Annotated in this window: 18 protein-coding genes; 9 read left to right on the forward strand and 9 right to left on the reverse strand. The window is 45.3% G+C overall.

Annotation, left to right across the window (positions count from 1 at the left end):
* The first annotated feature begins 8 nt into the window (after window positions 1–8).
* On the forward strand, window positions 9–1,391 hold the full coding sequence (locus V7Q13_RS11260; protein ID WP_333800783.1) for a hypothetical protein: 1,383 nt from the start codon (window positions 9–11) through the stop codon (window positions 1,389–1,391).
* Here the strand turns inward: V7Q13_RS11260 and dcm are convergent.
* The 3 genes from dcm to V7Q13_RS11275 are packed head-to-tail and all read right to left on the reverse strand — an operon-like array spanning window position 1,362 to window position 4,838.
* A complete protein-coding gene (dcm, locus tag V7Q13_RS11265; RefSeq protein WP_333800784.1) occupies window positions 1,362–2,546 on the reverse strand; it encodes a DNA (cytosine-5-)-methyltransferase in 1,185 nt (394 codons plus the stop codon). The two genes, V7Q13_RS11260 and dcm, sit on opposite strands and share 30 nt — an antisense overlap.
* The gene (locus V7Q13_RS11270; protein ID WP_333800785.1) at window positions 2,533–4,521 is read right to left on the reverse strand and encodes an Eco57I restriction-modification methylase domain-containing protein; all 1,989 of its coding nucleotides are present in this window, start codon (window positions 4,519–4,521) and stop codon (window positions 2,533–2,535) included. The genes dcm and V7Q13_RS11270 overlap by 14 nt, the downstream gene beginning before the upstream one ends.
* A complete protein-coding gene (locus V7Q13_RS11275; RefSeq protein WP_333800786.1) occupies window positions 4,518–4,838 on the reverse strand; it encodes a helix-turn-helix domain-containing protein in 321 nt (106 codons plus the stop codon). The genes V7Q13_RS11270 and V7Q13_RS11275 overlap by 4 nt, the downstream gene beginning before the upstream one ends.
* 426 nt (window positions 4,839–5,264) lie before the next feature.
* Between V7Q13_RS11275 and V7Q13_RS11280 the strand changes: the two genes are divergently transcribed.
* The 3 genes from V7Q13_RS11280 (at window position 5,265) to V7Q13_RS11290 (ending at window position 7,462) form a co-directional block, all read left to right on the forward strand.
* The gene (locus tag V7Q13_RS11280) at window positions 5,265–5,423 is read left to right on the forward strand and encodes a hypothetical protein (RefSeq protein WP_333800787.1); all 159 of its coding nucleotides are present in this window, start codon (window positions 5,265–5,267) and stop codon (window positions 5,421–5,423) included.
* Between the two features lie 44 nt (window positions 5,424–5,467).
* Complete coding sequence (locus V7Q13_RS11285; protein ID WP_333800788.1) at window positions 5,468–6,421, forward strand: 3-keto-disaccharide hydrolase; 954 nt, start codon at window positions 5,468–5,470, stop codon at window positions 6,419–6,421.
* A gap of 381 nt (window positions 6,422–6,802) precedes the next feature.
* Window positions 6,803–7,462, forward strand: a complete 660-nt coding sequence (locus tag V7Q13_RS11290) for an START domain-containing protein (protein WP_333800789.1) — start codon at window positions 6,803–6,805, stop codon at window positions 7,460–7,462.
* 7 nt (window positions 7,463–7,469) lie between these two features.
* Here the strand turns inward: V7Q13_RS11290 and V7Q13_RS11295 are convergent, their stop codons facing one another.
* The 3 genes from V7Q13_RS11295 to V7Q13_RS11305 are packed head-to-tail and all read right to left on the reverse strand — an operon-like array spanning window position 7,470 to window position 11,131.
* Entirely contained in the window at window positions 7,470–8,537 is a 1,068-nt protein-coding gene (locus V7Q13_RS11295; protein ID WP_333800790.1) for a mandelate racemase/muconate lactonizing enzyme family protein, read from the reverse strand.
* A 2-nt stretch (window positions 8,538–8,539) separates the two neighbouring features.
* On the reverse strand, window positions 8,540–9,604 hold the full coding sequence (locus tag V7Q13_RS11300) for a DUF1611 domain-containing protein (RefSeq protein ID WP_333800791.1): 1,065 nt from the start codon (window positions 9,602–9,604) through the stop codon (window positions 8,540–8,542).
* A gap of 18 nt (window positions 9,605–9,622) precedes the next feature.
* Window positions 9,623–11,131: an N-acyl-D-amino-acid deacylase family protein gene (locus V7Q13_RS11305; protein ID WP_333800792.1), complete on the reverse strand. Its 1,509-nt coding sequence runs from the start codon at window positions 11,129–11,131 to the stop codon at window positions 9,623–9,625.
* A 159-nt stretch (window positions 11,132–11,290) separates the two neighbouring features.
* On the opposite strand from V7Q13_RS11305, the gene hutI reads away from it, so the two are divergent.
* Window positions 11,291–12,532: an imidazolonepropionase gene (hutI, locus tag V7Q13_RS11310; RefSeq protein WP_333800793.1), complete on the forward strand. Its 1,242-nt coding sequence runs from the start codon at window positions 11,291–11,293 to the stop codon at window positions 12,530–12,532.
* Here hutI and V7Q13_RS11315 read toward each other — a convergent pair whose 3' ends face one another.
* Window positions 12,533–12,865 (reverse strand): cupin domain-containing protein, encoded by a 333-nt coding sequence (locus V7Q13_RS11315; RefSeq protein ID WP_333800794.1) that lies wholly within the window; start codon window positions 12,863–12,865, stop codon window positions 12,533–12,535.
* Between the two features lie 535 nt (window positions 12,866–13,400).
* Between V7Q13_RS11315 and V7Q13_RS11320 the strand changes: the two genes are divergently transcribed.
* From V7Q13_RS11320 to V7Q13_RS11330, 3 genes are all read left to right on the forward strand, one after another.
* Entirely contained in the window at window positions 13,401–15,098 is a 1,698-nt protein-coding gene (locus V7Q13_RS11320) for an amidohydrolase (RefSeq protein WP_333800795.1), read from the forward strand.
* A gap of 32 nt (window positions 15,099–15,130) precedes the next feature.
* Window positions 15,131–15,649, forward strand: coding sequence for a YdeI/OmpD-associated family protein (locus tag V7Q13_RS11325; protein ID WP_333800796.1), 519 nt, complete (start codon window positions 15,131–15,133; stop codon window positions 15,647–15,649).
* Between the two features lie 70 nt (window positions 15,650–15,719).
* Window positions 15,720–16,427, forward strand: coding sequence for a hypothetical protein (locus V7Q13_RS11330; protein ID WP_333800797.1), 708 nt, complete (start codon window positions 15,720–15,722; stop codon window positions 16,425–16,427).
* A 247-nt stretch (window positions 16,428–16,674) separates the two neighbouring features.
* Here V7Q13_RS11330 and V7Q13_RS11335 read toward each other — a convergent pair whose 3' ends face one another.
* Together V7Q13_RS11335 and V7Q13_RS11340 are read right to left on the reverse strand one after the other, a co-directional pair.
* Window positions 16,675–19,176, reverse strand: coding sequence for a TonB-dependent receptor (locus V7Q13_RS11335; protein WP_333800798.1), 2,502 nt, complete (start codon window positions 19,174–19,176; stop codon window positions 16,675–16,677).
* A 78-nt stretch (window positions 19,177–19,254) separates the two neighbouring features.
* Entirely contained in the window at window positions 19,255–21,249 is a 1,995-nt protein-coding gene (locus V7Q13_RS11340; protein WP_333800799.1) for a T9SS type A sorting domain-containing protein, read from the reverse strand.
* 191 nt (window positions 21,250–21,440) lie between these two features.
* On the opposite strand from V7Q13_RS11340, the gene V7Q13_RS11345 reads away from it, so the two are divergent.
* On the forward strand, window positions 21,441–22,004 hold the full coding sequence (locus tag V7Q13_RS11345) for a hypothetical protein (protein WP_333800800.1): 564 nt from the start codon (window positions 21,441–21,443) through the stop codon (window positions 22,002–22,004).
* The last annotated feature ends 9 nt before the right edge of the window (window positions 22,005–22,013 follow it).

Raw genomic sequence — 22,013 nt, forward strand, 5'->3', positions numbered from 1 at the left:
AACGAAAAATGAAAGAACTTAAAGCAACTGCTGACAACAAAAGACAGTGGAACGAAAACTTTTTGAAATATACAGAGTTTATTGTCGGTCATGTAAATTATAAAGGGCTGTTCTTTGAAAGAGGTGCAGACAAAAGAGTAAAATGGGTTGTAACTGGTAAATCAGCTAAAGGCATAGAAAGAAGAAGTTGGTGGGATAAAAAATGTTCGGAACATGGAATTCAACTTGGAGCAGGATGTTATGCCAAAATTGCATACATAATTCATCCAACGAAATTGCATACATGTCAAATTTGTGGCAAAGAACTTCGGATTGAATATGTTTACCCAAATAAGAGAACTATTGAAGCATTTAAGAGGGAATTCAATTTTGCTATTCATCCTTACACAAAAGATATTTACCAAATCATTGATGAAGTTGTAAAAACAAATGGTGATATTGAAAAGGTCAAAAGAATTTTCAAAATCAAAGGAACTAATATTCCGTCTGTAGATACTTTGAAGCAACATGTAAAAGTCAATTTTGTTGATACTTATTCAAAAGCACTTTCACCAGGTGTGTTTAGTAATTCGCCCGATAGATTGGACGGTTATCATTCAGATGGAAATTGTTGTCGTGGTCAAAGTGATAAAGGTCGCCACAAATCAAATATGCAACGATATGGTCAAGATAGGAGAGTGTATGAAAACTGGGCTGATGGTGATTGGAAAATGGCAGACCGTTTGATGTCAATATTCCGAAAGCATGATTTAAGTGCCGACCATATCGGACCAATTTCACTTGGCTTTTGTCATCGTCCAAAGTTTCATCCGCTTACCAAAGCTGAAAACTCTGCAAAGAATAACCGAATGAGTTTGGCTGATGTAAAAGTCTTGCTTGGAGATGAACAAAAGGAACAGGTTGTTTCCTGGCATTCTAAATTTATTTGGGATAAACTGAAAAGCAAAGTTGCATCTGATAAGGATGCAGTGAAGTTGAGTGACTTTATGAGAAAGAATTTGCATCACATTCTCATTGTATTTTCAATGATTGATGAAAAAGGTTTCGGTAACTTTCTAGAGGAGTTTTTAAATCCTGAATACACATTCTTTGACCATAGATTTGAGGGATTTAATCCTAAAGATGGTTCATACAAAAGAGTAGTTTCTACCAAGCGAACTGGAAAAAATCAGCAAAATAATATCAAGCGTTATTATAGAGCAGCATTTGAAAAGCTACAGGAATACAAAGAAATTGAAAACAGAAAAACAAATATTTGGAACCATGAAGAAGTTGACAAGGAACTTGAAAAACTTTTTGTTTTGCTGAAAGCAAAACAAAACAAAGAGGCAAAAGCACAACTTGAAAATGTTTTCAGAGTATTAGCCAACATTGCGGAAAGCAACTGGTAATTGGTCTAAACAACTTTCGTAGAAAGTTGCAAAGTCAATTTCTCCCAACATCAATTTTTCAAAAGCAGAAGTCGGTTTGTAATTGCAAGTCATTTCAAACTCTCCAGAACCTGTCGTAAGAATTGGTAAGCCTCCAATGGCTTGTTTAACTGTTATCGGTTTTGGTTTGCTTTCGTCTTTATGGGAGAATAAAATTTTCGGTTGCGAAAATTTTTCTTTTTTGAGTGAACCGATAATTACAACTCGTCTGCGTTTTTGTGGAACTCCAAAATCTTCTGCGTTCAATTTGAATGGTGTGGATACATGGTAACCGATTTCTTCAAATGATGAAATTATTTCTTTCATTGCTGCACCCTTTCTCATTGTGAGAATGCCTGGGACATTTTCCATTACAAAAATCTCTGGCCGTATTTCCTCAACTACATAAACGAACTCTTTAAACAACTGATTTCTCTTATCGTCTGGATTTCTCCAGCCTGCATGAGAAAAGCCCTGACATGGCGGACCACCAATTATAACTCCAATCTTTTTTTGTTTTGCTGCAACTGAAATAATTTGCTCTTTAATTTCTTGTGAAGTGATGTCGCCTAAAATCAAATTATTTCCATTGTCAAATTCCGAATGGTTCTTCTTATAGGTTTCAAAAAAGTTTGGTTCTATTTCATTTGCAGCAATCAACTTAAAACCTTCCGACAAAAAACCTTCCGACATTCCACCTGCACCAGCAAACAGATCAATGAATGTCAAATTCTTTAAATGGCTTTTCAATGTTTCTGCAATTGCTCTTGCAAGCAATGGCGGAACGGCATTGCCAATTTGTTTGTATTGAGAAGTCTTGCTGCCGTAAAAAATAAAACTGTCTTTAAATGATTGCAGTCTTGCTCCTTCACGGGTTGAAATAATTCTGTCTTGTGATGGATGCAAGTTGCATCCATTACCTAAGCGATTAAAGTAAGTTGTGATGGTGTAACTCGGCTTGTCAAATTCAAGTCTGCCATAGTAAGTTGTTCGTCCACCAGATCGCCTGATTTGCTCAAGTCGTTGCGATGGAATTGTGTCGGGAATGTTTTGCCAATTCCCCCCTGCTGGAATGTGTTGAACCATTTCCCACTCCAATTTACTAAGTCCGGGTGCGATGTGGTTATACAGTTTCATAGTCAACTACTGGCTCTGCCTTTTTCTTAGTATTCAAAATGTAATTGGTTTCAGTTTTAGTCAGGCCGTAAAGTTTACAAACTATTTCGTTGGTATCGTTTTCATCATTTGAAAATTCATTCAAGTCAAAACTGTCTAAGTCAACAATCGGAAGTTCGTCTAACTCGTAATTATTTATGTGGTTATTGCTACTTGTAATTTTAAAACGCCAATTTAACAAGCCACTATTTAATATGAAATAGAGTTTTTTCAAATCAGATTGTTTCCTTGTTGAAACAATGTAGTTGCAAGAGTTTCCTATTATGTCTGTCTTTTCACAAAAAATAAATTTCAATCTTCGCTGAATATCAATGTTTGAAATCTGCTGGCAAATTAACCTCTCTTTGTTGTAGTCGTTAACTTTAAAATCATCTGATTTTTTGTTAAGAAAACTTTCAATCTCAACAAACTCTCCGTTCTTATCAATCACACTTTCATCAGAAATCATATTGCCTCTTACCAATCTCCAACCTGTGTTTTCAGAAGTAATAAACGTTTTGAATAGCGTTAAATCTAATTCGCCTCTTCTGTTTCTGATGAAAGAAATTTCTTTCATCTTTTTTTGCTTTGAGATTTTTGCAAGTATTGACCAACCAGTTTTATCAATCAAGGGAATTTCAAAGTTGGTTGGGAAAATATTTTTAATTGTTGTAAAATCAATTTCAAAAGTATTGTCCGAAATTTCAATTCCGATTTTATCTGTCTTGCTACCTTTCTGCAAATAGAAAATTACGGTTGATTGTGAAACATTCTCAAATAATTTTGCTGCTTCGGGATAATAACGAATGAAATGAAGTCGGTTAGAAAGTAAAAGATACTTGCGAAGTTTTGCAGAAGTTAAGTCGGCAAATAATGAGGATGGACAAATAATTCCGATTTGTCCGTTTGACTTTGTCAAACGAATAATCATTTCAATTGAGAGTTGATAGTAGTTCAACATTCCTTCAATTGAGTATTGATAAAATCCAGAAGTCCTGAAAAAATTTATTTGGTTTTGAACTTTGATTTGAAGATTTGCATAGTAGCCGTTCAACTTTAGCTCGCCTTCTTTCTTGTTTACTTTCAGTAAACAGTAAGGAGGATTTGAAAACACAACATCAAAACCGCCATTGGCAAAAATACTTTTGAAATCGTTTGAAAGGTCAATACTGTTCTCGTCTTCTTGCAAAAAAGTTGTCTTTGGTATCAATGCGTTTCTTATGATGATGTTTGTTGAAAGTGCATTGATAATTTCGGAATTCAATTTCGGAAAAAGCGAAATGACTTTGCATCGCAAAACTTTCAAAGCCGTTTCGTCCAAATCGACCGCAAACAAATTATTGCAAATAATTTGTTGCAAAGGCAAAGAATATTTCTTTTTCAGAATTTCAACTGCCTCAAAGTAAAACCTGCCTGTGCCACTGGCAAAATCAAGACAAGTTATTGCGTTAGCAATTACTTTTTCTTGAATTGCATTTGCAATTGTATTCTTAACTATTTCGTTTGTGATTTGCTTTAGTGTATAGACTGCTCCGTTTTCTCTTAAATGGTGTTTGGATTTTTTTCTTGTGAGTTTTCCATTTCCAATGGAAAATTCTGAATTCAAAAAAGCGATGTGCAACTCTTCAACTATCTCTGGAATTTTATCAATGTTCTTCTCAACAAAATTTTCAATCAAGGCAATTTGCTCAAACTGAAAAACCGTTTTTAATTCTTCTGAATGTTTTTTGTATTTGGAACTGATGAAAGAAGTAATCAGCGAATTGATAAGCTGATTATGAATTTTGAAAGCGATATTGCTTTCATCTGTTAGTAGTAAGTTTGCATTTATCAAATGAAGTTCCTTTGCAGAAATGGGTTTTAATTCATTTGTATTTGAAAGGAAATTCTTTTGAATTTCAAGAGCAATCATTTGTTCTTCTTTTATCAAAAAGTAGTTCAGAATATTACTGCTCATTTTGACTTCTTGGTTTTGGTTCGTTTATATTCAATTTTTGCCTCTGCTACTTGTAGAATTTCGGAGAAAGAATTTTCTTCCTGAATTTCATAAACTACAACATCGCTATAAAAAGCTACAAGTAATTTGTTCTTATCTGTTTTAAATTGGGTGGCAATTTGTTCAATCATTTGAACATTTGGTTTGCGTTCATCTCTCTCAATCTTACTTAGAGTCGATTGGTCAATGTCAAGTAAAGCAGCAAGTTTCCTTAAAGGCATTGCGGCTTCTTCTCTTAACTTTCGGATTTGAGTTCCGATACTGTCTAAATTTTGCATATATAATAATGGTCTTGACATTATTTGTCCAAATGTATAGTGTTCTCAGTTAAAATGCCAAATTCTTTAGTAAATATTTTATGGTTGTTACTAAAATGTAAGTTGTGGAAGATGGATTTTCTGCTGATGTTTTGGGTAAAGCTCATAAGAATTCCGTTCGCTGGGTGGTGGGTGGGTATGGGGAGTTGGCATTTTTAGCTCTTTATAAGTTTGGCTTTGTGTCCGGCTTTGTGTCTTGCACTGTGCTAAAACAGCTTGGGGTCGGTTCGGCAAAGTCATGAATGCTTAATTGTTTGCTGGATGTCTTTTTGGGTGTCGTACAAAACGTACATATATGCTAAGGATTTAAAAAAGACCTAACGAAACAACCGCCGTTATCACCCATCAACTGTCGCTGTTCCCCTGCTGCCACCAACACCCCCGCTCATGGGCTGCCGGGCTGGCAGTAGTAGCTGGCCGGTGGGTGAGGCTGTGCGGGGCGGCCACTACTACCAAAGACCGGAACCGCTGCTGCACAAAGCGCTGTACGTTGACAGCCCCAAATCATCCTGCTGCATGGCAGCGCTGGCGGGTATTGGTTTCTGAAGTACATTAGCCCTTTATCAATGACCTCTTAAAACGATTGACACATGATGCGCATTGGCTTTGCCCAATTTCGTTTTCGCTGTGCGGCAGTGGCGCTGGCCCTGCTCGGCAGCCAGCTTGCTACACAGGCTACGCCCATGGCCGCAGCCGCCATTGAAGGCCGCTGGGATATGACGGTTCAATTTGAAGGCAAGCTCCTGCCTTCGTGGCTGGAAGTGATGCACAGCGGATCGCACCGGCTGGTGGGTTCGTTTGTGGGTTTTGGCGGCAGTGCCCGCCCGGTTTCGAGAGTGGAATTTACGGATGGCCGGATGCGGTTTACCGTGCCGCCACAGTGGGAGGCCGGCGACCGCGACTTTGTGTTTGAAGCGCAACTGCAAGGCGATAGCCTGGTAGGTACCATGATCAACGAAGAGGGCAAGCAGTACAACTGGACGGCGCATCGTGCCCCCGACCTGGTGCGTAGCAAAGCGCCGGTGTGGGGTACACCCATCAAGCTGATTGCTCCCGGTGGCAAGGGCTGGCATGCTACAGGTGCCAACCAGTGGAAGGTGGAAAACGGCATCCTCATCAACCCGGCATCGGGCTCCAACCTGGTAACGGATCAGACCTTTACCGATTTCAAATTGCACATCGAGTTTCGCTATCCTGCGGGTAGCAACAGTGGCGTGTACCTGCGGGGCCGCTACGAAATACAGGTGGAAGACAGCTATGGCAAGCAGCCGCAAAAAGATTTGCTGGGGGCGGTGTATGGCTTTATTAAACCGAGTGAAAATGTGGCCAAAAAAGCAGGCGAGTGGCAGAGCTACGACATAACGCTGGTGGGCCGTTTTGTAACGATTGTGGCCAATGGTAAAACCATTGTGTGCAACCAGGAAATACCGGGTATTACGGGTGGTGCACTTGATAGCAACGAAGGAGCTGCCGGCCCTATTATGCTGCAGGGCGACCATGGTGCGGTGGAGTATCGCAATATTGTGATTACGCCAGCGAAGTGATTTAGCTGAGAAATAAGTTAATGCGTTTTTAGCGCAGCATTTATTCTCATGTTTTTCATTCATGCTTCATCACGCAACGCGGTTTTGGTAGCAGCATTGTTACTTTCTTTTTCTTGAAAAAAAGAAAGTAACCAAAGAAAATTCAAGGCAAACCCGAAGGCTCCGCCCGTTTTGCCTGGCCAACGCCACCCTCTGTGTGATTTATCTATGAAAACTTTACTTAGCCTTCTGCTTGACGACCTAAGTTTCTATTTTAAAAGAACAACACCTAGTTGCAAATAGCAAAGCCGGCTGCTACAGGTAGCCGGCTTTTTTTGTACATCAGGCAAAAGCATGACAAAAGTCGCAACAATTGCTGCGCCGGGCTGTTACCTTTTCATCATGCAAATAGTTACTTCTATACAACGCTTTGTACTGCTGCTGGTTCTGCTGGCTACTGCCCAGTTTGCACAAGCACAAGATGCCTGGAAACTCAAGAAAGATGAAGACGGGGTGCAGGTATACATGCAAACCAAGGAAGGTTCGCCGTTTAAGATTGTAAAAACAGTAACGGTGCTCAACACTACGCTGACGAAAGTAGCAGCCGTTTTGCTGGATGTGATGAAAACGCCAGAGTGGGTGTATGGCACCAAAACCTGCAGCATACTCAAGCAGGAGTCACCACAGGTGGTGTACTACTATGCCGAAATAGACATGCCCTGGCCGGCCAGCAACCGCGACTTTGCCATTCGCATTTCGATGTCGCAAAACCCGCAAACAAAAGTGATAACGGTGTTGGCCGAAAACCAGCCCACTTTTACACCGGAGAAAAAAGGATTGGTACGCATACAGCATTCGGCGGGTAAGTGGACGATTTCGCCTGCAGGTGCCGGTAAAGTACGGGTGGAATATGTGCTGCAGGTAGACCCCGGTGGCAGTTTGCCTGCCGGCATCGTCAATATGTTTTCGTATGAAGGTCCGTTTGAATCTTTCCGCAGCCTGCAGCGTCAGGTAGACAAGCCTGCGTATGCGAATGTGAAAATTCCGTTTATTGTGGAGTGAGGAGAACTTACGCCCACTCAATCCCCAGTCCCGGTTGATCACTCAGCAGCATTTGTCCGTTGAACAACTTGAAACCGCCGTGTACAAAATCGCGGCTGAGGTCGAAGCTGCCATCCAAATCGAGGTAGCGGGTATGCGGGCAGCTGTAAGCTACGTGCAGGGCACCGGCTATGCTGGCCATGCTCTCATCGTTACAACCCCAAAACAAGCGGATGCCTGCCGTGGCTGCCAAGCTGGCAATATCCAGTGCAGGCAGTATTCCCCCACATTTCATGAGCTTGATATTGTAAATGCCGTAAGGTGCAGGCGGATGACTTAACCGCCAGGCAGCATGCACATCTGTCAGCGATTCATCTGCACAGAGCTGCGACCGTTGTACAATGGGCAAAGCATTCAACTGTGCATCTTGCCCTACGGGTAATGGTTGTTCTATCAACTCCACATTCGCTGCTGCTGTTTGTTCCAAAAAATGACGCAGCATATCCAAGGTATATCCTTGGTTGGCATCCACCCGAATGATCATGTCGGTGCCACATTGCTCCCGCAGTTTGATGATGCGTTCTGCGTCTTCTGCTACCGACAATCCTGTTTTCACTTTCAATACTGTAAAGCCTTGTTGCGTCAGGTCTTTGGCCATGTGCAAGGTTTCTGCAACTGGTTGAATGCCGATGGTAACGGAAGTGGGCAGCTGCCGGTGCTTGCGACCGTAGAAATCAACAATGGGAATGCCGAGGTATTTGCCAAAGGCATCGTGCAGGGCCAAGTCAATAGCCGCAATGCTGCCGGGTTGGTGGGCGTATTGTATGCTGGCTTCCGCAATCATCGACCGGAAGCGGCGGATATCTCTGCCCAAAAATTGCTGCAGAAAATCCTGCTGCAAATTGTGCCATGTTTGCGCCGGTGTTTCGCCCACCACTTCTTCAAACGGATTGGCGGCACCAATGCCCGTGATGCCATTGCTCAGCGTTATTTCCAGGAAAACAATTTCTGTATCGGTGATGGTTTTGTAGGCAATGCTGTAAGGAACCTTCAGCGGCAACTTTTCCAAACGGGCTTGTATGCGGGTAATGTTCATGGCTATGCAATGAGTGATTGAAGAATGGGCAATGCTTTTTGTACGCCTTCCTGTAGTGGCAGCAGTACCGGTATGCCCAGTGCCTGCTCATACTGCTGCTGAAAGGCATACGCTTCTTCGGTGCTGCAATGCTCGGTGTTTAGTGCAATGGCTATCACCTTGGCACCATAGGCAGCAATCAACGCCACTTCCGACTCCAGCGAATGTATAGCACCCCAATGTGGCAGGTGATCATAGTAAGTGCGTTTGGGCGCATGTACCAGCACTACGTGTTTCGCATTGCCCGATACCAGCATTTCCGAACCACAAGGACCACTTGGATTGCGCAGGGCACTTTGCCCTTCAATGAAAATAATATCGGCACCGGTTTCTTTCCAGCAGCTGGTGATGGCATGTTCAAGTTCTCCACTGATAAAATCGTTGAGGGTAGAATCGAAAATGAAACCATATTTACCGCCTTGCAGCCATCCTGTTTGTCCGGTGTAAATCATCTGCGCATTCATGTTGGCTTGCTGGCAGGCTTGCAGCAGCAATCTGCAGGTCGTTCTTTTGCCGAGGGCACAGTCGGTGCCAATCACTGCCACAATAGGAGCGGTTACTTCAAATATCGAAGCATCCCAAAAATGCAAATCCTGCCGGCGTTTGGGCTTGCGAATGTCGATGAGTTGCGCACCATGTTTTGCTGCCAGCTCTTGCATGTCAGGCATATCATTCAGGTAGTCGTGCAGTCCATTCACTAATGAAATGCCATGCTCCAAACAGCTATGCAGTATGGGTTTGAAATGCGCTGGTAAAATACCACCTACCGTAGCAATACCGATGATGCAAAATTGGATATTGTTTATCTGTGCCAATGCTGTTTGTACATCGGGCAGCACGGGTATGTTGCGGTGTTGTCCATCGAGCACTTCGCCGGCATCTTTACCAGCATGTGTGGCATCAATGATGGCAGCAATGTGAAAACGATCTGTGCCACGAATAAGGCCATGTGCAGTTTTAGCATCCGATTCGTGAAGCATGCCATCGGTGAGTACTATGGCTGTAGGGAGAGAAGCAATGTTTGTCATGCTGGAAAGATCAAATGTTTACAATCGGGAAACAAAAACGCCGGGAAACTTTCCGGTGTGTTGCAGTTGTTGATAGGCCAGTACACCATTTACCCAAACGCTTTGTATGCCATTGCTCAGTGCCTTGGGGTTGGCAATGCTGGCATTGTCTTTAACAGTTGTCGGGTCTATCAAAACGAGGTCTGCAAAATAGCCGACAGCAATACGACCACGTTGTTGTATGCCGGTTTGCTGTGCGGCCAGCGCCGTCATTTTATGAATGGCCATTTCCCAGCTCAATACTTTTTGCACGGTTACGTATTGATGCAGTATTCTGGTAAAGCTGCCATAGCCTCTGGGATGTCCGCCATTACCGCCATCGCTGCACATGTTGGTGTATGGCCACTGCATAAAATCGGCAATGTCTTTTTCATACATCGATTTACCCATGATGGTTTCTATACCGCCGGCATCGGGGTTGGCTTTGCGGAAACTATCGGCAGCGGCCACCATGTACAGTAAGGTTTGTGCGGCAGTTTCATTGCGCAGTTGGGCAATCTCCGCTACCGTTTTGCTCACATAGTTTTTGTTGGGCGCAAAACGAACCATCACACTGCCTGCAGGGTCAAACAAATGTTCGGTAGCGTAGGTAGCTGCAGCCAGACTGGTAAAATCTTTGTTGGGAAACAATACCCGGATGGTGCTGTTCCAAAAATCATACGGGTAGCAATCAGCGGTAACCATGATGCCGGCCTTGCGGGCAGAATCAAGTTTGCGCAGCAGGGTAGGCGCAGTGCCCCATTTGTCTTTCAATGCAATTTTAATGTGTGAAATCTGCACCGGAATATTGGCCTGCTGACCAATGTTGAGAATTTCATCAATGGCAGCATCCATGTGTATGTCTTCGCTGCGGATATGGCTCATGTAACGGCCTCCGTACTGTGCAGTTGTTTTGACCAGCGCCACTACTTCATCGGGATGGCTGTAAAAAGAACCTTCGTATTCGAGCCCGGTGCTTAATCCCAACGAGCCTTGCTGCAATTCTTGCTGTAGCTTTTGCTGCATGGTGCTGAGTTCTTTTGCCGTGCTGGTTCGGTAAATGTCATTGGCACCCATGGCTATTTCCCGAAGGCTGGTTTGGCCGGTATAAGTAGCCACGTTCACCGCTACGGGACGTTTTGCCAGTTGTGCTTTGATGCTGTCTATCCAATCGCTGTCACCATCTTGTCCGGTAATGATGGTGGTAACGCCTTGATTCAAAGCGGCCAATGCTTCAGGTGCTTCATCGAGATTGCCATATAAATGACTATGCGTATCAATAAAGCCCGGTGCCAGAATCTGTCCATTGCCTTGCACAATGTTTTCACCGGGCAATGCCTGCAGCGAACCCACGGCCACAATGCGATTGCCCGCAATACGTACCGATCCTTTGTACATGGGTTTGCCGCTGCCATCAGCTATCAGCACCTGCTGAATGAGGGTTGACTGTTGTGCTGCTGAAATATTTGCCGAAGCAATCAGCATCATCGAAAAAAAGATACGCCACATAGCGTTTGAATTTGGCGAAAGTTAAAGGAGAACTTTGCGTAGAAAAAATGCTTTTACCCGATAGCCATTCTTGCTTGGCCAACACCCGAAATGCTTGGGTAAAGGAAACCGAGAAACCGTAAGTTTGAAGCATTCTACAAGAGAGGAATGCAGTAATACATGAAGCAATTGTTTATCAATATACGCCAGCTGGTGGGTGTGCAGCAACCGGCGCAACCCTTGCGGGGCGAGGCTTTGGGCCAACTGCCGCTGTTGGAAAATGCCTACCTGCAAGTGGTGGATGGTCGCATTGCCAGCTTTGGTGCCATGTCGGAGGTAACCACCGATATGCTGCACGAAGCCAGCCATATCATTGATGCTGCCGGTCGATTATTGTTGCCGGGCTTTGTCGACAGCCATACGCATTTGGTATTTGCCGGCACCCGGGAAGCAGAGTTTGTACTCAAGTTGCAAGGTGCCAGTTATGCGGCCATTGCAGCAGCTGGTGGTGGTATCCACAGCACGGCTGCCAAAGTGCAGGCTGCCAGCGAAGATGCTTTGTATGAAGCAGCATGGCAACGCCTGCAAGCTTTGATGAAAACAGGCACCACCGCTATTGAAATCAAAAGTGGTTATGGCCTCACACTGGAAGCCGAATTGAAAATGCTGCGGGTGATACAACGCTTAAAGCAAACAGCGCCCATTCCCATCAAAGCCACTTTTTTAGGGGCGCATGCATTGCCCAAAAACTTTGCCGACAACCGCGATGCTTTTGTGGATGCATTGATACAACAATGGCTGCCCAAAGTAGCCGATGAAGGATTGGCCGATTTTGTAGATGTCTTTTGCGAAGCTGGTTTTTTTACTCCCGAAGAAACCATCCGCATAGCACGGGCAGCCGCAGCAATGTGGATGCCTGCCAAGTTGCATGTGAATCAATTGCAGGTATCGGGTGGGGTGCAGGCTGCCGTGGCGGTGAATGCGCTTAGCGCCGATCACTTGGAATGCATGGATGAAGCAGCCATTCAAACACTCGCCGGCTCCAATACCATTGGTACGATGTTGCCAACGGCGGCGTTCTTTTTGCGATTGCCATATCCACCTGCAAGACAATTGATTGCTGCGGGTTCGGCATTGGCATTGGCCAGCGATTACAACTCCGGATCATCGCCCAGCGGCTACATGCAGTGGGTGCTGGCATTGGCTTGTATTCAAATGAAAATGACGCCGGCAGAAGCCATCAATGCCATGACCATTAATGCAGCATTTGCATTGCAACTGGAAGAGGAAGTGGGCAGCATTGCCGTAGGCAAACGGGCGAACATCTTGCTCACCAAACCCATGAGTGGCGTGGATTACATGGCTTACGCCTTTGGCGAACAGCACATTGAACAAGTGTATGTAAATGGCCTGCCGGTCTAATTAAAAAACGGGTGGTTCTTCTTCGCCACCATCGGGGCCGTAAAAGAAAACCCAGGTGCAAAAATCTTCGCTGAAGTTGAGGAAACGATGCTCCACACCGGCTTTTACAAACAGGTAATCGCCGGGGCCGAATGGCACGGTGTTTCCGCCGTTGTAAAATTCACCGTGGCCCGCAATCACCACGTACATTTCATCGCGGTTGTGCGGTTGTTGAAAGTCGACACGCTGTGGTTTGTAAATTTCAGCTGTCATGCTGCCATGGCGAAATACTTCGGTAAACAACTTTTCTGAATGACGGAGCAATTCCAGCGCCTTGCTTGCAGATACGTGCATTGGCTTACGATTTGGTCTAAGTACAAATTACAACTTTTCCTTCATGGACTCATCATTTGGCTATCGATTGCTTTAGTAGATTCAACGCTTAATTTTTTAGTAACACATTTCATAGAAAGCATTTGCAAAAGGATTGACAGTACATGAATTGTATGATGCACAAACAGACTAGTGATTCGATAAGAAAAGTGTATTTCAACATTCAATGCTGATCTTAATTTTTCTGATATTGATGCAGTATTCAATCCCGAAGGGATGGCATGATTCTAGAAAATAGCGGCACCAAAAGCCGCAAAACCCCGAAGGGGTGAAATACAATTCTTTTTTTAATGATAATCAGGAATGGGAAAAATCTATATCACCCTTTGAGGGTTTGGGTGATTTCAACATTACATCTTCTCTATAATCATTTCACCCCTTCGGGGTTAACTATCCGATAGATTTGTTGCTGTAAAAAAATGGAAGGCCAAGTGAACTCAACGGGTTGAATGTTTTTTTAGCGTCTTAAGCCATTATCTTTCCAAAAATCAAATCCATGTTGCAGAAGCTCTCCACCATTTGTTTGCTGGCAGTAATGGCCATTGCCTGTAGCCAATCGCCAAAGGCCGACCTGGTTATTCAACACGCCGATGTGTACACCGTAGACAGTGCCCGGAGCAAAGCGCAGGCCGTAGCGGTAAAAGACGGCCGCATTGTGTTTGTAGGCAGCGATGCTGATGTGGCCGCATGGATTGGCAGCAACACCGAAGTGATAGATGCCAAAGGTGCTTTTTTGATGCCCGGTTTTATTGAAGGACATGGACACATTCACAACCTCGGCGATTTTTTGCGTGACATCAATTTGATGCACGTGAGTGGCTATGATGAAATAGTAGCCAAGGTGGCAGCAGCCGCTGCCAAAGCCAAGCCCGGCGAGTGGATTGTAGGCCGCGGCTGGCATCAGGAAAAATGGACCAACAAACCTACAGAGCAATACCTCGGGTATCCATACCACGATGCATTGAGCAAGGTATCGCCCAACAACCCGGTGATTCTGACGCATGCCAGTGGTCATTCTTTGTACGTCAATGCAAAAGCGTTAGAGCTGGCGGGTATCACTTCAGCCACGCCCAATCTAACGGGTGGCGATATTGTTAAAGATCCTTCCGGCCGCCTGGTGGGTGTGCTGGAAGAAACGGCGATGGGCCTGGTACGCAAAGTGTATGGCGATTATGTCAATCAACAAACCGAAGCCGAACGCAAAGCCAAATGGTGGGCAGGTATGGAGTTGGCCGAAGCCGATTGTTTGAAAAAAGGCATTACTTCTTTTGTAGATGCCGGTTCATCGTTTGAGCAAATCCGCTGGATGAAAGAGATGGCACAGCAAAACAAACTGCAACTGCGCCACTGGATGATGATTCGGGATGGCAACGCTTCTTTGCGGGCCAATGCGGATGTGTTTCCCATCATCAACGAAGGCAATGGACACCTGACGATGAATGCGATTAAAGTATCGCTGGATGGCGCTTTGGGCAGCTATGGTGCATGGCTGCTGGAATCGTACAGCGACCGCAAAAATTTCACGGGGCAAAACACCTTCAACATGGATTCGCTGCGGGCCATTGCCGATTTTGCCTGGCAGAAAAACATTCAGTTGTGTGTGCATGCCATTGGCGACAAAGCCAACCGCGAAACCGTGAATATTTTTGCAGACCAGATTCAGAAAGATAAAAGCAGAGATCACCGCTGGCGGGTAGAGCATGCACAGCATGTACACCCCAGCGAAATTGGCCGCTTCAAAGAATGGAACATCATTGCCAGTATGCAGGGCATTCATTGCACCAGCGATGCGCCGTTTGTGCCCAAGCGCCTTGGCGAAGAACGCAGCCGCACCGGTGCCTACATGTGGAAGGCGTTTATGCAAGCCGGTGTGTTAGTAAACAACGGTACTGATGTGCCGGTAGAAGATGCTGATCCTATTCCCAACTTTTTTGCCAGTGTTACCCGCCAATTGAAAGATGGCAGCACGTTTTATCCCGAGCAAAAAATGAGCCGCGAAGAAGCCGTGTACAGCTACACCATGGCCAATGCCAAAGCGCAGTTTGAGGAAAAGGACAAGGGTAGTATTGAAGTTGGAAAGTATGCCGATTTTGTAATGCTCAGCAACAACCTGCTTACCTGCAGCGACAGTGCTATTCTGCAAACCAAAGTGCTCAAAACCATCGTGGGTGGTAAAGTGCTGTTTGGTAAATAATCATCATTACATTCTTCACCTACTTTGTATTGATGAAACCTCAGGTCACTTTTTCTGCAGTGTTGCAACGCTTTCAGCAAATGGGCGAAAAAACCGGCTGGACCTACGTTGTGGTACCGGAGAAAATGTCGTTGCAACTGCATAGTGCCGACCGCAAGGGCTATCGGGTAAAAGGTTGGTTGAATGAAGTAGCAATTGCACAAGTAGCCCTCCTGCCGATGGGCGAAGGCGAAATGATTTTGCCCGTGAATGCGGCCATGCGCAAACAACTACAGCAGCCTGTTGGCGCAACTATTCAAGTACGTTTAAGTAAAGATGAAACGGAACTTACCATTGCGGCCGACCTGCTGGCCTGCCTCGAAGATGAACCGGAGGCGATGGCGTTTTTTCAATCGCTGGCAGCTTCGCACCGCAAGTATTTCAGCAAATGGATAGACGATGCCAAAACTGATGCCACCCGCACCAAACGCCTGGTACAAGCCGTGGAAGGATTGAAACGGAAAATGGATTATGGCACGATGATACGATGGGGAAGGGAGCAAAAACTTTGATGTTTGATGTACGATGTCTGATATTTTGGAATAAGAAATAAGGAATAAAAAATAGGTTGATTTCAAGTATATGGAAACACACTATTTAGCAGGTTATTATTTACTCAAATTGAAACCATTAGACTTTGGTGACGATATTAATAAGACTGTTTGGACTTGCGGAAATTGTTTAAATATATCGGCTTTTGATAATTGGTGTCTTAGTTTGGGTTATGAAAAGCTCGATAAAAAGGACAAGAAGGCTCTAAATCTTACTGACGATAAAATAAATGAAATTTATCACTGGACTGACAGTAGGTTTTCTGACTTAATCAATGGGTTTGCAGATTTAGAAACAGCAAAAGAGTTTAAGGATTTGTTTTATAATTCAAGAGACGATATTCAAATACTCGGTCTTTATTTTCCTCAAACTGACGCAGAATTATTAATTGAAGATTTTAGAGAGGGTAATAATGTTGATGAATTTAACTATAACAATGGGGATATTGGAATTCGGAAAAACTTGCAAAAGAAAATTGTAGAACAAGCTGATTCTAACGAAGAGTTTTTAGGTTACGACTTTATTGGTGTAGAAGGTGATGGCTCTTTTCATTCTTTTTATTGTAGTAATATAACAAAGACGTTAACCACCAAGTTTAATCTTAAGACGAATGCGTTTGGACTTTTTGATGAAATAGAAAACAGAGAAGAAATCAGAGCTTATTTAAATGACCCAAAATCACTCTTAGAACCTTTGCCATATTATTTCGCAAAAGTTACAAGAGTTAAATATGTCTGACATTCAATAAGAATTTTGTGCAAGTTTGGCTGACAGAATGCAACCGACACGTCTTTGACAGAACTTTTAAAGAAATATGAAGGTGTAGCAAACCAACCCGAAAACACCAGCTATCAAAAATCCTACATCAGTTTTATACCCACCCCGCCCTGCGGGCACCCCTCCGCAGGAAGGGAGAAAGTGAATCAACAATTATGATTGCACTCCACCAAATCATACATCGTACATCAGACATCCAAAAATCTCCTTACCATCTTACCGTGAGTTTGATATTCACCAATCTTGGAGTGAGGCGGTTGGGGATGGCAAAGCTGTTGTTGTCGAAATCTTTGATGAGGGCATAGCTGATGGTGTTGGCTCGGTCGAGCAGGTTGAACACTTCTACACTCAGCAGCATGCTTTCGATATTGCGGAACGGATCGTGGCTACGGCGCAGGCTTTTATCGCCACCCACCAGCAGGTAGCTAAAGCCCATGTCTACCCTGAAGTATGAAGGTATTTCCAACGCATTGCGGTAGCGTACACTACCGGGAATATTGTACGGCAAATTGCTGCCATACAACAATTGCGTATGCACCCGAAAGTTTTTGTTGGTGGTAAGGTAGTCGCTGAAAAATAAACCAATATTGAGGCGTCGGTCAGTAGGGCGGCGTAGCCAGCCAACATCCATGCGGGTGCTGTCGGTGGCAATTTGGTCTTGTGTGTTGGCGGTAATGAGTTCGCCATCTTTATTAAAATACTGCTGGTAAAAATCGCCATCAATATTTTCCATCGATTTCATAAAGCCCACACTCAACCAGCTTTCTGCATCTTTCACCAACTCGCCAAACAAGCGCCCTTCTACACCATAGGCATAAGCCTTGGCATTATTCTCACCTGCATAACGCAGCCTTACGTTATCAATATCGTAGGTCACTACATTCCACATGTTTTTGTAATACGCTTCGGTGCTCACCCTAAAAGGTCTGTCCATCATTTTGAAAGCATAATCCATACCGCCGCTTACCTGCCAGCTGCGTTGTGCTTTCAAATCGGTATTAACACTGCCATCGGGGCGGCGCATTTCTCTGTAAAACGGCGGTTGATGATACAGTCCCGCACTGCCTTTAAAAATCACATCCCGTTTCCATTGCAGTGGCGCATAGCTTACACCCACCCGAGGTGAGAGCAGCAACTCATTGTTGAGGGTATTGTAATTGTAACGTAAGCCAGCTTGCAGATTCAGCCCATTGTTTTTGTTGAAAGCAATATTGTCTTGCACATAGCCATTCATGCGCCAGGCTTCAATAGTTGCGTTGCCTTTGAGGTTGCGAAACACTTGTAGCGGTCCGGCATTGTTGGGCAGGCTGTACCCGGCGCTGTCCTGGTATTCAAATTCATTCAGCGCATCGGTAATGGTATTGCGTTCTACACTGTGGCCAAACTGCCAGTAGTGCCGGCCCTTGTCGTAACTGCCTTTCAGCGAAGCGTTGAGTACTTGCACATTCAGCTCATTGCGGGCATAGTTGAGAAACACACCAGCACCAAGCGGGTTGGCAATGAGTCCGAAACTAGAAGAGGCTTTGTCAAAATCCCGTTCGCCAAACAAGTAGCTACCGGCAATGTTGATGTTCTCCGCTTCCTTGTTGTTGAAGTAGGAGAGCATGCCTTTCACTTTCAGTTTGTCATTTACCTGATGCGTAGCCGACAGGCCCAACATGCGGGTATTGTATTTGTCTACTTCCTGGCCGGTAAAGAAAATATCGAGGCCAAGGTTGGCAGCAAACTGCGACGTAAATACAGAGGTCGTTTGCTGACTTTCCTTCGGCTCCAAATCGAAGCGGGTGCTGCTGAGGTTGCCCACCATATCGAGCTGCCACTTGTTGTTGGGGGCATAGCTAATCACCGCTTGCACATCATTGCTCGATGGTTGGTAGTTGCCCTTGGTTTCCTGAGCACTCAGCAGGTTGCGCAGGTTGCGGTTGCGAACACCAAACAGGTAAGTCACTTTGCTGTTGGCAGCAGTACCTTCTGCATGCAGGCCCTGCTCCAGCAAACCCACGTAGGCACTGCCTTTAAAGGCGGTGGGCTTTTTGTATTGCACATCCAGCACACTACTCATTTTATCGCCATAGCGGGCCTGAAAACCACCGTTGTAAAAATTGACATTACGCACCAACTCCGGATTGATGAAACTCAATCCTTCCTGTTGTCCGTTGCGAATGAGGTAAGGTTTGAACACCTCAAAGTCATTTACATAAATGAGGTTTTCATCGTAGCTGCCGCCCCGCACATTGTACTGGCTGCTTAGCTCGTTGTTGCTACCCACCAATACCTTAATCATGCTTTCCACACCGGTAATAGGTGAGGGATTTTGTGTAATGAATTTTGGATTGATGCTGACGAGGCCCGCTTCGCGGCGGTCTTTTTTGCTGGTTACTTCTACGGGTGCCAGTTCGCTGCGGCCGGGTTCCATGCGTACAAAAATGTTTTCCTGCTCACCGGGGTTTAGCAAAAAACGCAGCTGTTGTGTTTGATAGCCTGCGTAAGAAAACACCAGTGCAATAGCCCTGCCCGAACGAACATTGATGACAAAACGGCCGCTGTCGTTGCTGGTAACGCCGCTGTTATTGCCCAGCACTACTACACTTACGCCTGCCATGGGTTCGGCTTTTTCATTCATGATTTTACCAGCAATACTGGCTTGCTGTGCCAGCAATGGCCCGCAAAAAAACAGGAGTAAAAAAACGACGAATGTTGACTTGTACATGTGCGGTAGAATACTGCGGGAAATTAGGAAAGAACAGTGGTTTGCCACACAATCATTTTATCCGCAATACAGCGTCGGTTATTGTTTGGTAAATGGCAATACGGTACGTTGCTGTTGCAGCCATATTTCCGCAAAGTATTGTCCTGCTGGCAATGTGGCTACATCTACACTCAATACCTGACGGCCTTGCAACAGGCTGCGCTTTTCTTGCAACAGCAGTTGGCCATTGGCCCCACGAATGCAGATGGTTGCAACTGCTGCATTCGTGGCCAATAGCGACAGCTGCAATTGCTGCTGCACAGGATTGGGATAAATGCGCATGCCTGCAGGTTGCTGCTGTTGTAATTGCACAATGGCGCTGTATTGCCACAGGCCCTGCGCATTTTGCCAGGCCAGTTGATAGTAGGCATTGGCAACGGGTTGTGCTACTACATATTGCAACATGCCGTCCCGCTGTGTGTTGTTGATGCTGGTCAGCGTTGTAAAATCACGACCATTGTTACTGTGCCGCAATTCAAAACGTCGCACCTCTTCTGCACCTGTGTATTGCCACTGCAACCTGTGCGTATTGCTGCTGGTTACTTGTCCGCCAAAAGATAGTAGTCGCAATGGCAGCAATGCACTGCTTGGCAGCTTGTAGGCATACACATCCGATTCGGCAGGTGTGTTGCGGTAATCTTCCCAGGCTATGTAAATATCACCGTTGGCATCGGCTGCCACACCGGGGTTAACCGATATGCTGCTGCGGTTGCAAATAGCTACTGCACCACCACTTACGGGTAAACCTGTAGCTACCAAAAAACGATACCCAAATATGCGGTCGTTATCGGTATCGTAGGCTATTATACCGTTGCCCACACCATCTTCAGATAAACTGTAATTGATAATGTGCGACTGACCACTTACCACAGCTATGCCATTGCTGGCGTATTGTATAATGCCATTTGAATTGAGGCGCTGCACATAAACAGCACCCAGTGGTGCATTGCGCAGGTCGAACCACGCCGCTAAAATGCCGCCATTGCCATCAGGTACCGTGAGGGTGTTGTACAAATCGGCTCCGGTGGTATTGCAAATGGATACGCCATTGGCTGCCCACTGTACCACGCCGCTGTTGTTCACCCGCTGCGCATAAAAATCGGCCCTGTATGGAAAGCTCAGTCCATTGTTGGCATCGTTGCGATAATCGCTCCAGCTGATGATGGCACCGCCCACATTGTCGCTCACCATAGAGCCACCGGGGCGTATGGTTTCCCGAAACTGATTGCTGGTTTGGTTGCAAACAACAGTGCCAGTGCCCCATTGCAAAGCGCCGCTGCTATTGAGGCGTTGCGCATAAATATCCCAGTTGGTATACGCACCATTTCCATTCACAGCACTGTTGCGGGCATCCATCATCGCAATGATGGCACCGCCAATGTTATCGGCAACAATGCCCATGGGTTTTGATACATTGGCATTTACCTGCACACCGTTGGCCGTCCATGCTGCAGTACCATTGTTGAGTATGCGTTGCGCATAGGTTTGGCTGGCATCGCTGTTCGATGGGTCGTTGCGTAAATCGAGCCAGGTTACAAAAATGCCACCTAATCCATCGGGTGCCAGGTCGGCTTCGTATTGGTCATTGGCTGCATTACATACTACAACGCCATTGGCTCCCCATAATACAACACCGGTATTGCTCACTTTTTGCGCCAGCACATCGTAGTAGGCGCCGTTTATTTCATCAAATACAATAAAGAAACCACCATCTCCATCGCTTAGCACCCGGTTGATGCTGCGGGGTTTTGTAGTGCTGCACAGCTTTTTGCCTGCATAGGTGCCGGGTACCGACCATGCCGTATTGCCGTCACTATCTATCAGGTCGAAATAAATATCGGGCGATGTGCCGTGGCGATAATCTTCCCACACCACGATGGTGCCGCCCAAGCCATCGGGTATTACATAGGGCTTGCTTTGGTTGGCAGCATTGGTTACTACCCGTGTAGATGCCGAAGCAGGATCATTATCCCACTGTGCCAGCAGCATGTTGTAGATGCCCAAAAAGCATACTAAAATCAGCCATTTTCTCATACCCCCAATTGTACCTTGATATTGCAAAATATTGGCATGGGAACGGGATGTGCTGTAGTAATTGCCAACAAAGCAGTCTGCTGTGTGGATTCGCCGTTTTTTTACCTGTTAAAGGTACATCATTTGCAGGGCCTTTGCCAGCTGGTACTTACTTTTGCCGCTTTATTATTAGCAAGCCTACAACCGCATTTATGCAGGACCTGGAACCATTTTACCGTTGGCGTGATATGTATGTGAGTGAGGAGGATGAACGGAGTCCTTTTTACGGGGTAGACCATAGCCATTTTGAGTACTCCACCACGGTGTACAATTTTTACATTCATCCGCAGTGGGATGATATGGGCAGCAAAACGCTTTTTCTGAAAGTGCTGTATGCCAACTACCGCAAGGGTTTTGTGATTATCGAACTGATTGGTGAATGGAACGATGCTATTGAAAACGACATCATGACGCTGCGCCGCGAAGTGACGGATCATTTCATGCACGAAGGCATCCATAAGTTTTTGCTGATTGCCGAAAACGTGCTCAACTTTCACAGCAGCGAGGCCGATTACTACGAAGACTGGTTTGAAAATGTGGCCGATGAAAGTGGCTGGATTGTGTGCCTGAACATGCCGCAGAGCAGCCAGCACGATTTCAGGAAACTCAAACTCAACTATTACGTAGAACTGCAGGAGCGGACCGACTGGCGCAAGTACACCCCGGAAAATTTGTTTAAACTGATAGATGACGAACAAAAAAAGCGACTCGCATAAGAGCCGCTT

The sequence above is a fragment of the Phnomibacter sp. genome, from assembly GCF_036803085.1.
In the GTDB taxonomy this organism is placed as follows: Bacteria; Bacteroidota; Bacteroidia; order Chitinophagales; family Chitinophagaceae; genus Phnomibacter.